Genomic DNA, 14,813 nt, shown 5'->3' with positions numbered 1-14,813 from the left:
ACACACAAACAAACAACCACATACAAAGTTGCGAAGAGAATCGCAGGATCGCTTCCAGGCGGTCTTGAGGAAAGTCCACGCACGCCCAAGCTGAGATGCTTGGAGTTCGGATGCCGAAGCTAATAACTTCGGGCAGTCTGTTCATCAGACTGACGGCAGGGAACGGGGCTACGTCCTACGGGATATGTCCCTACTACCTTGAAAGTGCCACAGAGACGTAATCTCCCAGGAAACTGGGAGAGTGGAACGAGGTAAACCCCATCTGCGTGAAACCCAAATTTGGTAGGGGAACCGCTCGGACGGAAAATCGGAACGGATGAGCGGTACAGCCGGCAAAGGGGCTGTAAGATAGATGATTCTCCTCTCATGTGCGAGGATGGATAATCCACTTGAAGCACGGGGAAGAACAGAACGTGGCTTACGGAGACTTTGTATGTGAGTGTTTAGGAATAAAAGGCTGTCGATCGATAGAGATCGGCGGCCTTTTTCTTTTTCCCCTCGGAAGAGGGGGGAGGGGAGAGAGCGAGAGGATCATCTGTTTTCCAGTTGCCTTTCCCTCACTTTGTTCGGCCGGTCGCCTTACAAACAGATGATCCTCTCGCTCTCTGCCGGGTTGGGAGGAAAAGATAAAAAGGACGCCGGGGAGGGAATGGGGGATGAAAAGATTTATTCATATAAAAGGTAGAAAGATGGTGGGGGGCTTAGTTGAAGTTATTCAACCACTGATGGGTACGTAGCGCGATTTCGATGCAGAGCCTTCGCTCCGGCTCCAGATAGCCGTCGCCGAGCAGCTCACGGATTTTTTCTAAGCGTTGGTAGAGGGTTTGTCTACTGATATAAAGCCGTTCAGCGGTTTCGAGCTTGGAATCGATATGGGATAGGAAGGTCTGGAGGGTCAAGAGGAGCTGATGGTGGCTGTGTTTTTGCTCATAGCGGAGGAGGGGGCCGAGGTAGTCTTCTACGAACTCTTCTAATACCATGGATGGGGAGGTGGCAAGGATCAGACGTAAATAGCCTAAATCTTCAAAAAACGGACTACCTGGGTACTCAGATTGCTCGGGATTTTTGCCGAGGTTACCGTAGCGCAGGGCTTGTTCTGCTTCTTGCAGGCGGCGGCTGATTTCGGTGTAGCGGATGGAGGCGCGGCTGATGCCGAAGCGGACAGTGGTGTCGAGACCATACGCTTTGTGGAAGGTGCGTTCCAGTTCGGTCAGGATCGGTTCAAAACGGTGACGGTGATGATCGGTGGAATGATTGTGATCGTATGGCTGATGGTTGGCAGATGCAAGATCGGAATCCAGCAAAAGCAGGTGCAACCGCTCACCCTGACGGCGCAGAAACACACGGAACCCGCGTCGCGACAATACCGTCCGCACCATCGCCAGAAGCTGTTCGCTTCGTGACTCGATCTCTCCTTCATAACGGGTTGTATCTCGTCCGCGCTCCAATTCGATGACAGCCACTACATAAACAGGCGGATTCAGTTCGTGAGGCTTCACACCAAGCAGCGTGCGGGCGGTCTCTTCTTCAGGGACATGACCCCGCAGCAGTTCGTCTAGCATCTGGTCTTGCTGACTCAGAGTTTGTTCCTCTAGCAAAAGAGAGCGGAGCAACAGATGGGCCATTGCGGATGCAGTCGAATCGAGGGTCAGGTGCAGGAACTCATCGGGTTCACGCTCGAACAGCACGACGACGAGATAGCCGAGTACATGTCCCATCGCTTGAATCGGCTGGTACAACAGTTCTTTTCGCTCGGAGATCGGGATGCGGCCGTGTTCGGCGGGAAGGATCGGGGAAGTCAGCAGGGGGGAGTGGAGGAGTTGTGTCAGCTCGTGCTGCACGGTCTGCGGCATACTCGGCACATAGACCGGAGCGCCGTCCAACGGCAAAAAACAAGTCTGCAAATGAACCGCCTCCTGAAAATACCGCAGCAAGCGCGAAAGCTCCTGAGCCTCAAGGGCAAGCCGCTGTAAGCCGCGAGAGTAGCTTTCCGCGTCACGAAGCCGCTGGGTGTGCAGGTGGAGGAGCGTTTCGTGCAGGTCGCGGGTGATTGTAGAGAAAAGAGATGGGGTACCATCACGTAAAACAATCAAGGGAAATTGGTGGCGGTTTGCCAGATCGCGGACAGCATTGGAGATGATGACTTCCGGCATAAGTGACGCAAAAACCGATGATTCCATATCCCGCTCACCAAGCCGGATACAGACACCCGAAGCCCCGCACGTAATCAGCTTTTGTAAAAAGTAGAGAATCGGACTCATATCCGCATCGCACCCAAAAACAATGTCATTCACCGGATTATTCATAGGATCATTCCCATGCCCATCATTCCGAAGAAATCCCAGACCACCGTCCCGACCATCACCGCCTGCGCGATACCCACCCGATGCCCCCTCCAACGTCCCATCCACCAACACCAACTCACCCCCCGTCAAAAAAGCCAGCTCCTCACCCACCTCCACCACATGCACCCACCGGACAGGCTTCCCCAGCCCCCGATCTCCCGCCACCACCTCCGCCTGCTCACAATAAGACCGCTTCAGCACATCATCCACCGTCAGCATCCATCCTTTGTTCATGCCGTGATCCCTCCCTCTGCCTTGACAATGTGTCAGGGGTTCCCGTGAAAAACCTGACAGACCGTGCTTAATGATATTCAGTTGTCCGAAATAGAATGAAGAATCTTACCATTTTTGTTAGGCAAGGGGGAACGAAACACTTGAAAACCGACCATGTGACGAAACAGCTGAAAAATTATATCGGCGGAGCATGGGTAGACTCAGAGACCAGCCGCTATGAGGAGATTCCCAATCCAGCGACGGGCGAGGTGATCTCCCGCGTGCCGCTCTCCACCAGGGCAGAGGTGGATGCCGCTGTCCAGGCTGCCAAAGCTGCTTTTCCCGCTTGGAGCCAGACACCTGTTGTCGATCGGGCGCGGGTGATGTTCCGTTTTCAGAATCTTCTGTTTGCCCATCAGGATGAATTGGCTGAGATGATCACGCTGGAAAATGGGAAAAACCTCCCAGAAGCCCGTGCCGAGGTGCTGCGCGGGATCGAGATGGTGGAGTTCGCCGCAGGGATGCCGACGCTGTTGATGGGGGAGAATCTGCCCAATATCGCCACCGAGATTGATTGTCAGGTCCTGCGTTTTCCGCTTGGCGTCGTGGCGGGGATCACGCCGTTCAACTTCCCACTGATGGTGCCGATGTGGATGTACCCGATTGCGATTACGGCAGGCAATACGTTTGTGCTCAAACCGTCAGAACGCACACCGCTCTCCTGTCTGCGGATTGTCGAGCTGTTAAAAAAAGCAGGACTCCCAGACGGCGTGTTCAATGTGGTCAACGGCGCCCATGATGTGGTCAACGGACTGCTGGAGCACCCCGATGTAAAAGCCGTGTCGTTCGTCGGCTCACAGCCAGTGGCAGAGCATGTCTACAAAACCGCATCCGCCAACGGCAAACGGGTGCAGGCACTCGCCGGAGCCAAAAACCACCACCTCGTCATGGGCGACGCCGACCTGCGCCGGGCCGCGAAAACCATCGTCTCCTCTGCATTCGGTTGTGCGGGCGAACGCTGTATGGCGGCAAGCGTGGCGGTAGTGGTCGAGGACGTGGCAGATACCTTCATCCAGCATCTGGTAGAAGAATCCAACCTGCTGAAAATCGGCAACGGTCTGGAGCAAAACGTAGACCTAGGCCCGGTGATCCGTGCGTCCCATCTCGAACGGGTGCATGGCTACATCGAACAAGGTGTCGCACTCGGAGCATCACTTGTGCGGGACGGTCGTCAGGATGCGGCGGCAGAGCAGGCTCAGGGTTATTTCCTCGGCCCGACGATCTTTGACGGGGCGACACCGGAGATGGTGATCGTGCGGGAGGAGATTTTTGCGCCGGTGCTGAGTGTGGTTCGGGTGGCTAATTTTGAGGAAGGGCTGGAGACGATCCGCCGCTCCCGCTTTGGCAATGGAGCCTGCATCTATACCGGCAACGGACGGTTGGGGCGTGAGTTCGCACAGCGCGTTGAGGCAGGGATGGTCGGGATCAATGTGGGTGTACCTGCGCCGCTTGGCTTTTTCGCCTTTTCCGGCTGGAAGGAGTCGTTCTACGGCGACCTGCATGCCAATGGCCGGGACGGAGTCGAATTCTTCACCAAAAAGAAGACCGTCACCTCCCGCTGGTTTGACGATGGCGATCTGAATATCGGGTCCCAGCAGAAGTTTGTAAAGTAATAGTGAACGTCACTCCCAATTCAAAAGGAGGTTCTTTTCATGAGCAACGAAGAAATACAGCTCCAGCAGACCCCCCGTTCGGAAAAAGAGGAGCTGTTGCAAGCCGACCGAACCCATCTCTGGCATCACATGTCCCCGTATAACCCAAACCCAATGATCGTCCAAGAGGCCAAAGGCTCGTGGATCACCGATGTCGACGGCAACCGCTATCTCGACGGCATGTCAGGACTGTGGTGCGTCAATATCGGGTACGGTCGCGTTGAGCTGGCAGAGGTGGCGTATCAGCAGATGAAGTCGCTCGCTTATTTTCCGCTGACCCAAAGCCATGTCCCGGCGATTAAGCTGGCGGAGAAGATCAGCGAGTGGCTGGGTGATGAGTACCGCGTGTTCTTCTCCAACAGCGGTTCGGAGGCCAACGAGACGGCATTTAAGATCGCCCGCCAGTACCATCATCAGAACGGGCAGCCGGGACGCTACAAATTCATTTCCCGTCACCGCGCCTATCATGGCAATACGATGGGCTCGCTTGCCGCCAGCGGTCAATCCGTCCGCAAGCAAAAATACGAACCGCTCGCACCCGGCTTTCAGCATGTCGCACCGCCTTATTGCTACCGCTGTCCGTTTGGCAAGACCTATGGCAGCTGTTCGCTCGAATGTGCCAGCGTCTATGATGAGGTGATCAACTGGGAGGGAGCCGAGACCGTCGCGGGCGTGATCATGGAGCCGGCGATCACCGGGGGTGGCGTGATCGTGCCGCCGCCTGAGTACCTGCCTAAAGTCCGGGAAATCTGTGACAAGCACGGTGTCCTCTTGATCGTCGACGAGGTCATCTGCGGAGTGGGCCGCTCCGGGCGCAGATTCGGGCATCAGAATTTTGGTGTGAAGCCAGACATCGTGACGATGGCAAAAGGGATTACCAGTGCCTACCTGCCACTCTCCGCCACCGCTGTCCGCGCCGAGATCGCCGACCGATTCAACGAGCCGGGCACCAACCAGCATTTCCGCCATATCAACACCTTCGGCGGCAATCCAACCGCCTGCGCTGTGGCGATCCGCAATATGGAGCTGATCGAGGAGGAAGCCTTGATCGAACGCGCGGAAAAGATGGGCGCAGCACTTCGCCAAGGACTGCAAGCGATCGAGTCTCATCCGAACGTGGGGGACATCCGCAGCTTCGGCTTCCTGTGCGGCATCGAGATGGTAGAAGACCGGACGACCAAACAGCCTGCCGCGCCGGATAAGGTGGCACACGTCATCGGGGAGTGCAAAAAGGGCGGGCTGATCATCGGGAAAAATGGAGATACCATTCCTGGATATCAGAATATTTTGACCCTTTCACCACCGTTAACGACCACGGAGGAAGACTTGGCATTCATCCTGCGGGTTGTAAAGGAAGCATTCGATACGCTTGGGCAGTAGGGCGGTCTAACCGCAACTCGCGACCACATTTGAAAGCACAAAGGGGGTAACCGGATGACTGACAAAAAAAGCGGGACGATCCCGCTCACAGACTTGAGCCGTCATTTTGCCGAGGTCGTACCTGCGCTCAAGCCGAAGGAAGCCATTGACGAAGCCAACCGCTGTCTATACTGCTACGACGCTCCGTGTATCAAAGCATGTCCGACCGGAATCGATATCCCTTCTTTTATCCAAAAAATCGCCACAGGCAATCTGTACGGCTCCGCCAAAACGATCATGGACGCCAATCCCGTCGGCGCGAGCTGCTCCCGCGTCTGTCCTACATCTGAGCTGTGCGAGGGGGCATGTGTGCTCAACGGAGAGGCGGCCTCCCAGCCGATCATGATCGGCAGACTGCAGCGCCATGCCACGGATTGGGCCATCACCAACCGTGTCAGCCTTTTCACCGCACCGCCAGAAACAGAAAAAATCAACAACAAAGTAGCGATCATCGGCGCAGGCCCAGCCGGATTATCAGCGGCTCGCGAGCTGGCCTGTCTCGGACATGAGGTGACCGTCTATGAAGCCAAGCCAAAAGGCGGCGGGCTGAACACCTACGGCATCGTCTCATTCCGACTGCCGCAGGAGATCCCGCTCTGGGAGGTGGAGCAGGTCGAGTCGCTTGGCGTGCAGTTCCGTTATGGCGTGCGCGTCGGAGAAGACATCACCGCACAAGAGCTGATCGACACGTATGATTCAGTCGTGCTTGCGGTGGGGATGTCGTCTGTGCCGATGCTGGGCATCCCCGGCGAGGAGCTGGACGGTGTGCTGGATGCGATTGCTTTTGTCGAGGATACCAAGACCAAGCCTTTGAGCGATGCCTTGCTCGGCAAAACGGTCGCCGTAATCGGAGCGGGCAACACGGCAATCGACGCGGCCACCTGTTCCAAGCGGCTGGGCGCGGCACAGGTACAGATGCTCTACCGCCGCACGGACAAAGAGATGACCGCCTATGATTTCGAGTACGAATTCGCCAAGCAGGACGGAGTAGAATTCCGCTGGCTGGTCGCACCCAAGCGGATCATCGGGGAGAACGGACGGGTGATTGCCATCGAGCTGACCCGCATGGAGCTGGGCGAGCCTGATCATAAAGGTAGAAAAAGCCCCGTCCCGATCCCCGGCAGTGAATACACCATCCCCGTCGACTATGTGATCAAAGCAATCGGGCAGAAGCGCCACACCCAGCTGCTCGAAGCCTTCGACATCGCCCATCACCACGGCATCCCCGTACTGTCGGAGAATTCATACCGCACCTCGCATCCGAAGGTATTTGCCGCAGGTGACTTCATCTTTGGCGGTGGCAAGACAGATGCGATGGTCGTCGACGCCGCCCAGCAAGGCAAGCGGGTCGCACACGAGATTCACGCAGTCACTTCTAAAAAGGAAAGGTAAGGAGGAGTAGCGATGGCTGATCTGCGTATCAATTTGGCAGGAATCACATCACCCAACCCGTTTTGGCTGGCATCGGCTCCCCCGACCAACTCCGGGTATCAGGTTCAGCGCGCATTCGAAGCGGGCTGGGGCGGTGCCGTCTGGAAAACGCTGGGCGATCCGATCATGAACGTCTCTTCCCGCTATGCCGCGCTTCATCTGGGAAGCCAGCGGGTGCTTGGGCTCAACAACATCGAGCTGATCACCGACCGTCCGCTGGAGGTGAACCTGCGCGAGATCGAAGAGACCAAAAAACGCTTCCCCAACCATACGATCATCGGCTCACTCATGATGGAGCCCAACCGGGAGAAATGGCACGAGCTCGTCAAAGCCACCGAAGCCGCAGGTGTTGACGGACTGGAGCTTAACTTCGGCTGTCCGCACGGGATGGCCGAGCGGGGCATGGGCTCTGCGGTCGGGCAGCAGCCTGACATGGTCCGCCAGCAGACCGAATGGGTCAAAGAGGTGGCACAGACACCTGTCATCGTTAAGTTGACACCCAACATCACCGACATCCGTTTTACCGCGAGGGCAGCAAGACAGGGCGGTGCAGATGCCGTCTCGATGATCAATACGATCAACAGTCTAATCGGCGTCGATCTGGACGCATGGCTGCCGATCCCACATGTAGACGGCAAAGGGGCACACGGCGGTTACTGCGGCCCTGCTGTCAAACCGATCGCACTCAACATGGTAGCGGAGTGCGCCCGCGACCCATTGGTAGGTATCCCGATCTCTGGCATCGGCGGCATCAGTACATGGAAGGATGCCGTGGAATTTTTGCTGATGGGCGCATCTGGCGTACAGGTCTGCACAGCCGCGATGCATCATGGCTTCCGCATTGTCGAGGACATGATCGATGGTCTCAACAACTACCTCGATCAAAAAGGCATCGCCTCCGTCCAGGACATCGTCGGCAAAGCGGTTCACACCTACTCCGACTGGGGCAATCTCAACCTCAACTACAAGGTGGCCGCCCGTGTCAACGAGGAGATCTGTATTAACTGTAACAAGTGCTATATCGCCTGCGAGGATACGTCTCACCAAAGTATCGACCTCGTGACAAGCACACTGAGCGGCAAGACCGTACCTGTTGTCCGCGAAGACGACTGTGTCGGTTGCAATCTCTGTTCCATCGTATGCCCGGTCGAAGGCGCGATCACTATGGTTGAAATTCCGACAGATGAGGCGTCACTTACGTGGAACCAGCGTCAGGCAAAAAACTAAGATCGGAGGTTATGCCCCATGACCAAGCTCATACGCGGCGGCACCGTCGTCACCGCGTCCGACACCTACCAAGCCGACATTTTGATCGAAGGAGAACGCGTCATCGCCATCGGGGAATCGATTGATGCCCAAGGCGTCGAGGTAATCGATGCGACAGGATGTTATGTGTTCCCCGGCGGAATCGACCCCCACACCCATCTCGACATGCCGTTTGGCGGAACTGTCACAGCAGACGATTTTGAAACAGGCACGCGTGCAGCGGCATTCGGCGGGACGACGACGATCATCGACTTTTGCCTGACGTCCAAGGGCCAGTCCCTGCAGGAGGCGCTCACGCTCTGGCATGCCAAAGCAGAGGGCAAGGCCTGTATCGACTATGGCTTTCACCTGATGATTGCTGAGACCACTGACCAGATCCTCGAACAACTGCAAGATGTCGTCGAGCAGGGCGTCACGTCACTGAAGGTCTTCATGGCCTACAAAAACGTCTTCCAAGCCGACGACGAGACCCTGTTCAAAACCCTGATCCGGGCCAAAGAGCTGGGCGCACTCGTCCAAGTCCACGCCGAGAACGGTGATGTCATCGACTACCTGACCAAAAAAGCCTTGGCAGAAGGCAACGTCGATCCAATCTACCACGCCTTAACCCGCCCGCCGACCGCAGAGGGGGAAGCGACAGGCCGCGCCATCGCCCTGACCGCCCTCGCAGATGCCCAACTCTATGTCGTACACGTCTCCTGCGCCGAGGCGGTACAGAGAATCGCCGAAGCACGCGAAAAAGGCTGGCAAATCTACGGCGAGACCTGCCCGCAATACCTCGCCCTTGATATCACGTACTTAGAAAAACCGGATTTTGAAGGGGCCAAGTACGTCTGGTCTCCGCCGCTCCGCGAAAAGTGGAACCAAGAAGTCCTCTGGAGCGCCCTGAAGAGTGGCATTCTGCAAACCGTCGGCTCGGACCAATGCTCGTTCCATTTTGCTGAACAAAAAGAGCTGGGACGCGGCGACTTCACCAAGATTCCCAACGGTGGCCCGCTGATCGAGGACCGTTTTACCGTACTGTACTCCGAGGGTGTCCATCAAGGTCGAATCAGCCTCAACCAGTTCGTCGACATCACCTCCACCAAGACCGCCAAGCTGTTCGGCATGTTCCCGAAAAAAGGCACCATCGCCATCGGCTCAGACGCGGACATCGTGATCTTTGACCCACGAATCGAGCGTACGCTGTCTGTCGAGTCTCATCATATGAATGTAGACTACAATCCGTTTGAAGGCATGAAGGTGCACGGTGAGCCTGTCACCGTGCTCTCACGCGGGGAGTTCGTCATTCGCGACAAGCAGTTCGTCGGTCAAAAAGGAGCAGGGCAGTTCATCAAGCGAGCGAAGTTCAAGCGTCCATAAAAGGGGGAAACCACCATGCCAAGCAAAGTAAAAATCGGTTTAATCCAAGCGAAAAACGATGTCCACGGTGATCAGCCGGTTCAAGTCCACAAGGAGCAGGCCATCGCCAAGCATGAAAAGCTGGTGCGTGAAGCTGCTGCCAAAGGCGCGCAGATCATCTGTCTCCAAGAGATTTTCTACGGCCCATACTTCTGTGCCGAGCAAGACACCAAATGGTACGAATCCGCCGAAGAGGTCCCGAACGGCCCGACCACCCAGCGCTTTTCGGAGCTGGCCCGCGAGCTGGGCACCGTGATCGTGCTGCCAATCTATGAAAAGGTCGGGATCGGTACCTATTACAACACCGCCGTTGTCATCGATGCGGATGGTAGCTACCTCGGACGCTACCGCAAACAGCACATTCCACATGTCGGTGTAGGCGAGAACGGCCACGGCTTCTGGGAAAAATTCTACTTCAAGCCGGGCAATCTGGGTTACCCCGTGTTTGATACAGCTTTTGCCAAGGTAGGGGTCTACATCTGCTATGACCGCCATTTTCCAGAGGGAGCGCGTTTACTCGGATTGAACGGAGCTGAGATCGTATTCAATCCGTCGGCAACGGTTGCAGGTCTGTCGGAATATCTCTGGAAGCTGGAGCAGCCTGCCCATGCCGTCGCCAATGGATATTACCTCGCCGCGATCAACCGTGTCGGCGTGGAAGCCCCATGGAACATGGGTGAATTCTATGGCCAATCCTATCTCGTCGATCCGCGCGGGCAATTCGTTGCGGTGGCAAGCCGGGATCAGGATGAGGTGCTGGTGGCGGAGATGGATAAAAACAAGATTCATGAGGTCCGCAATCTCTGGCAGTTCTACCGTGACCGCAGACCAGAGACCTATCAGGAAATGGTAGAGCTATTACCATAAATCACCTAAACGGCAGTCATAAAAGGGGATGAGATGATGAATACGCTTCGTCGTTTCTCCCCCTGTCTTTTTACCGCAGATTTTTACTATGAATGAACATCGAAGGGAGGAACTCGCATTGAAAACCCAACAGGAAATGAACAGCATCGTCACCCTCACCGCAGATGGTGTGAGGGAAGTGGAAGGCTCACCGCTGTGGAACGATGACCTGCGGCCCACCACCATAGAGGAGCATAACTGGAGGGGCTATCATTTTGCCGCGCTGTGGATTGGCATGTGTATCTGTATCCCGACGTACATGCTGGCGTCTGGATTGATTGCGCTGGGGATGAACTGGTGGCAGGCCATTGGAACTATTTTTCTGGGCAACCTGATCGTCATGGTACCGATCCTGTTGAATGCACATGCAGGTACCAAGTTCGGGATTCCGTATCCGGTATTTGCCCGGCTATGGTTTGGTTCCAGAGGGGCGCACATCCCGGCGTTAGCCAGAGCCATTGTCGCGGCTGGCTGGTTTGGGATCAACGCATGGTTTGGCGGAACGGCCTTGGATGCTTTGATCCATTCGTTTTGGAGCGGATGGCAAGCTGTACCGATGCATACAGGTATCGTTTTTATCTTATTCTGGGGCTTGAATATGTACATTGCCTACCGCGGACCGCAGGCGATCAAGAAGCTGGGCGCATTCTCCGCACCGATTCTTGCGGTGCTTGCTGTGGCACTCCTGATCTGGGCGGGGGTCAAGGCAGGCGGCTTCGGGCCGATGCTGTCTGCGCCGTCGAAGTTCAATACGACTGGGGAGTTCATGCAGGTCTTTTGGCCTGCATTGACAGGGATTATTGCTTTCTGGGCGACGCTTGCGCTCAACATCCCAGACTTCTGCCGCTATGCTGTCTCACAAAAATCACAGGCACGGGCACAGATTCTCTCGATGCCGCTGACCATGGCGTTATTTTCCTTCATCGGGGTGGCGGTGACATCAGCAACCGTGGTGATTTTTGGTGAACCGATCTGGGACCCTGTCGTGCTTTTGACCAAGTTTCCCCCGATTGTCGTGCTGATCGGTGCGATCGGGATCGTGCTTGCCTCTGTGACGATCAATATCGGAGCCAATATCGTTGCACCTGCACGCGCGATCTCCAATCTCTGGCCGAGACGGATCACATTCGGGATGGGTGCCGTGATTACGGGGCTGGTGGCGATCACCATGCAGCCTTGGTATATTTTAGAAAATTTCGGCAACTATATCTTTGGCTGGCTTGGGACATATGGAGCCTTGCTTGGCCCCATCGACGGGATCGCCATCGCCGACTATTGGCTGGTCAGGAAATGTCGAATGCATCTGACAGAGCTGTACAAAACAGACGGGCACTACTCCTACCGCGGCGGGTTCAACTGGAGCGGGGTATATGCCCTCATCATCGGTCTGGCCGCCTCCCTCATCGGTTTGGTGATTCCTGGTCTTGGCTTCCTGTGGGAAAATGCGTGGACGGTCGGCTTGGTCGTCTCGATGCTTGTATATTGGTGGATGATGCGCGGCGATCAAAGCTTGTTGGGCGAGGAGGAATACGCGAGAATTACCGCGCAGAACTAGGAGGAACAGAAGGCATCCTTGTTAGCAAGGGTGCTTTTCGTCTGTAATGTTACGGTTTTATAAAACAATCTTAATAAAATAAACTTGACGCTAAAAATATAAAATATTATTATGAGGTTAATCAGTTGTAAATATACAAAAAAATACTATAATCATCATAAATTGTATAATAGTAAGAGAATTCACCTGTTTTTTCGATGCAATTCCGTGTTTTTTGCTAGGGTTTTTCCCTTCTTTTTTTTACTCTCACTAACCATTAAATGACAATCTGTAAAATAAATTGTTATAATGACATATTATTTTCTGGTTCTTTTTACTTGGTTCCCACAGCAGGCAGCGGCCAGGTTCACACATCAGTCAGCCAACAGCCAATGCCCTGTTCATATAGATCATGACACAGAATTGAAGGGGGACTTACATGGAAAAGACAGCAATACTGTTTCCCGGTCAAGGCTCACAGTATGTGGGGATGGGGAAAAGCTTGTGCGATCAGTACCAGACTGCCCGTGAAACCATGCAAGAGGCAAGTGATATACTTGGATGGGACATGGGCCGTTTGTGTTGGGAAGAGGGGATGGAGAAGCTCACACAGACGAGGTACACTCAGCCAGCCATCTTTACGGTGAGTGTCGCGTACTACCGGGTCTATCAGCAGGAGTATTCTCTGCCGATCCAGTACATGGCGGGGCACAGTCTGGGAGAATTCACGGCTCTCTGCTGCAGCGGGGCCATGGGGTTTGCCGACGCCTTGCGCCTGGTCTCACAAAGGGGGATCTGGATGGAGGAGTCTGCCCAGCATGGCTTAGGCCAGATGTATGCGGTCCGTAACATTACCAGGGAAATGATGGAAAATGTCGGTTTGTCGGAGCTTGGCTTGTCGATCTCCTGCTGTAACTCACCGACTGACACGGTCATCGCAGGGACAGAAGCCGCCTTTTCGCAGGTGCAATCCCGATTGGAGGAGCTGGGGGGGAGTATCAGCAGACTTGCGGTCAGTGCGCCTTTTCACAGTCCACAGATGACGTATGCCAGAGAGCGGCTGGAGGCAGAGATTAAGCATTACCGTATCGAGATGCCGCAGGTTCCCGTTCTCTCCAACGTATCTGCCAAGCCGTATGAATCGCCCGCACAGATCCGTGACCTGCTTGTCCGCCAGATGACCGAGCCTGTCATGTGGGAGCAGTCGATGACGTATCTGCGGGAGCAAGACGTCACCACCTGCATCGAAATGGGGCCCAAAACCGTATTGAAACGGTTGATGCATCACGAGTCATCCATACATACGCTCTCTTTTGATCAGGCGGAAGACCGACAGCAGCTCACCGTGCAAAAGCAACAAAAGCAGCCAGACGGATTACATCTGATCCAACAATGCCTCGCCAATGCAGTCGCGACTAAAAACAGAAATGAAGATCATGCTGAATATGTATGCAGTGCTGTGCATCCTTATCAGAATATTCAAACATTATTACGAATCATGGTATCAGACGGTAGAGAGCCGAGTCTGTCTGAGATGGCGCTCTCGCTGGAGATGCTGCAATCGGTGTTTCGCACCAAGCGTACACCTGTGGAGGAACAGAGACGCAGGCTGGAACGGATTCTTCAGGAAACCCGTACCATGCCATTCTTTTCTGACTTAATCCCGCCAAAAGAGGGAGTGCGGGAAATGAAGTCCCAGCTCTAGAGCCTGACCGGGCATCTGAGCTAATTTTGTTGATTAGGGGGAAAATCGCCGTGGTAAAGAAGTACGCACTCTTGCTGGGAAACATCCTGCTGTACATCGGGACCTTATTCATCGTGATGAATGTCCATAACCTGCTGTTCCTTGGCACCGATTATCTGGAGTTCCATAAGCGCAATATTACGCTTTATACGTCCATGATGTTTACAATAAGCACCCTTTGCTATGTCCTGATTTTTAGAATCAAAGCAAAAAGACAGAAAGACCCGAGCATCTCACTCGTGAACACCCTGCAGGTCAAAAAGCTAAGTGGTTCCAACGTTCTGCTCTTGGTAGGGATGGGGATTGCCGGATGCCTGTTCAGTATCGGCTTGATTGACATCGATCTGACTGGACAGATGTTCCCGTCGCTGCTTCAGATGGTGAAGGATTTTTCCCGTTCGGATGTGTTCCTGTTCGTCTTGATTGGCGGTGGGATGATCATGCCTTCTTTTGAAGAGATCCTGTTCCGAGGCATCATCTTCAACGAGCTGCGCAAGCATGTCCCAGTCGTCGGAGCGGTACTGCTCCAAGCGTTTGGCTATGCACTTCTGCAGCCGAGTACAATCATCTCTGTCATCAGCTTCTTCTCTGGTATTATCTACTGCATTATTTATCTTCGGATTGGTTCGATCCTGGCACCGATTACGGTACAGATCACGGCGATGAGTCTGCTTTACCTGACACATGAACTCGGGATGTATGAGGTCTTCTACTCATTCGGACAGCCTGTTCTGTATGTGATGACCATTGCCAGCCTGGTGTTCCTGCTGGGAGGCACCTATCATATCTGGAAGCAGGGCAGAACAGACAAAACATCTGACAGTCAGATCAAATCTATCTGA

10 protein-coding genes and 1 other RNA gene are annotated in these 14,813 nt (G+C 54.7%); 10 read left to right on the top strand and 1 reads right to left on the bottom strand.

Annotation, left to right across the window (positions count from 1 at the left end):
* Nucleotides 1–28: 28 nt before the first annotated feature.
* Nucleotides 29–426, top strand: an RNA gene (gene rnpB / locus FGI41_RS03145) — RNase P RNA component class B.
* Between the two features lie 275 nt (nucleotides 427–701).
* Here the strand turns inward: rnpB and FGI41_RS03140 are convergent.
* Nucleotides 702–2,579 carry a PucR family transcriptional regulator gene (locus FGI41_RS03140; RefSeq protein WP_139488507.1) on the bottom strand — a complete coding sequence of 626 codons (1,878 nt, stop codon included), beginning with the start codon at nucleotides 2,577–2,579 and terminating at the stop codon, nucleotides 702–704.
* Between the two features lie 140 nt (nucleotides 2,580–2,719).
* Here FGI41_RS03140 and FGI41_RS03135 point away from each other — a divergent pair, with 140 nt between their 5' ends.
* The 9 genes from FGI41_RS03135 (at nucleotide 2,720) to FGI41_RS03095 (ending at nucleotide 14,813) form a co-directional block, all read left to right on the top strand.
* Nucleotides 2,720–4,231 (top strand): CoA-acylating methylmalonate-semialdehyde dehydrogenase, encoded by a 1,512-nt coding sequence (locus tag FGI41_RS03135; RefSeq protein ID WP_255298298.1) that lies wholly within the window; start codon nucleotides 2,720–2,722, stop codon nucleotides 4,229–4,231.
* 39 nt (nucleotides 4,232–4,270) lie between these two features.
* On the top strand, nucleotides 4,271–5,650 hold the full coding sequence (locus FGI41_RS03130; RefSeq protein ID WP_139488505.1) for an aspartate aminotransferase family protein: 1,380 nt from the start codon (nucleotides 4,271–4,273) through the stop codon (nucleotides 5,648–5,650).
* Nucleotides 5,651–5,704: 54 nt separating this feature from the next.
* Entirely contained in the window at nucleotides 5,705–7,081 is a 1,377-nt protein-coding gene (locus tag FGI41_RS03125) for an NAD(P)-dependent oxidoreductase (RefSeq protein ID WP_139488504.1), read from the top strand.
* Nucleotides 7,082–7,093: 12 nt separating this feature from the next.
* Entirely contained in the window at nucleotides 7,094–8,347 is a 1,254-nt protein-coding gene (gene preA, locus FGI41_RS03120; RefSeq protein WP_139488503.1) for an NAD-dependent dihydropyrimidine dehydrogenase subunit PreA, read from the top strand.
* A gap of 18 nt (nucleotides 8,348–8,365) precedes the next feature.
* Entirely contained in the window at nucleotides 8,366–9,748 is a 1,383-nt protein-coding gene (gene hydA, locus FGI41_RS03115) for a dihydropyrimidinase (protein WP_139488502.1), read from the top strand.
* Between the two features lie 15 nt (nucleotides 9,749–9,763).
* On the top strand, nucleotides 9,764–10,654 hold the full coding sequence (locus tag FGI41_RS03110; protein WP_139488501.1) for a nitrilase-related carbon-nitrogen hydrolase: 891 nt from the start codon (nucleotides 9,764–9,766) through the stop codon (nucleotides 10,652–10,654).
* A gap of 118 nt (nucleotides 10,655–10,772) precedes the next feature.
* Entirely contained in the window at nucleotides 10,773–12,248 is a 1,476-nt protein-coding gene (locus FGI41_RS03105) for an NCS1 family nucleobase:cation symporter-1 (protein WP_139488500.1), read from the top strand.
* Nucleotides 12,249–12,666: 418 nt separating this feature from the next.
* Nucleotides 12,667–13,932 (top strand): ACP S-malonyltransferase, encoded by a 1,266-nt coding sequence (gene fabD, locus FGI41_RS03100; RefSeq protein WP_139488499.1) that lies wholly within the window; start codon nucleotides 12,667–12,669, stop codon nucleotides 13,930–13,932.
* A gap of 50 nt (nucleotides 13,933–13,982) precedes the next feature.
* Nucleotides 13,983–14,813 carry a CPBP family intramembrane glutamic endopeptidase gene (locus FGI41_RS03095; RefSeq protein WP_139488498.1) on the top strand — a complete coding sequence of 277 codons (831 nt, stop codon included), beginning with the start codon at nucleotides 13,983–13,985 and terminating at the stop codon, nucleotides 14,811–14,813.

It is taken from the genome of Brevibacillus dissolubilis (assembly GCF_006170445.1).
Taxonomy (GTDB): Bacteria; Bacillota; Bacilli; order Brevibacillales; family Brevibacillaceae; genus Brevibacillus_B; species Brevibacillus_B dissolubilis.
Note: the sequence above shows the minus strand (reverse complement) of the source record. Positions and strands in the feature narration are given on the sequence as shown.

Excerpts from the sequence above, each read along its gene's own strand:
- hydA (WP_139488502.1), top strand. The coding sequence starts at position 8,366 with ATGACCAAGCTCATACGCGGCGGCACCGTCGTCACCGCGTCCGACACC.
- FGI41_RS03130 (WP_139488505.1), top strand. The coding sequence starts at position 4,271 with ATGAGCAACGAAGAAATACAGCTCCAGCAGACCCCCCGTTCGGAAAAA.
- fabD (WP_139488499.1), top strand. The coding sequence starts at position 12,667 with ATGGAAAAGACAGCAATACTGTTTCCCGGTCAAGGCTCACAGTATGTG.
- FGI41_RS03125 (WP_139488504.1), top strand. The coding sequence starts at position 5,705 with ATGACTGACAAAAAAAGCGGGACGATCCCGCTCACAGACTTGAGCCGT.
- FGI41_RS03140 (WP_139488507.1), bottom strand. The coding sequence starts at position 2,579 with ATGAACAAAGGATGGATGCTGACGGTGGATGATGTGCTGAAGCGGTCT.
- FGI41_RS03110 (WP_139488501.1), top strand. The coding sequence starts at position 9,764 with ATGCCAAGCAAAGTAAAAATCGGTTTAATCCAAGCGAAAAACGATGTC.
- preA (WP_139488503.1), top strand. The coding sequence starts at position 7,094 with ATGGCTGATCTGCGTATCAATTTGGCAGGAATCACATCACCCAACCCG.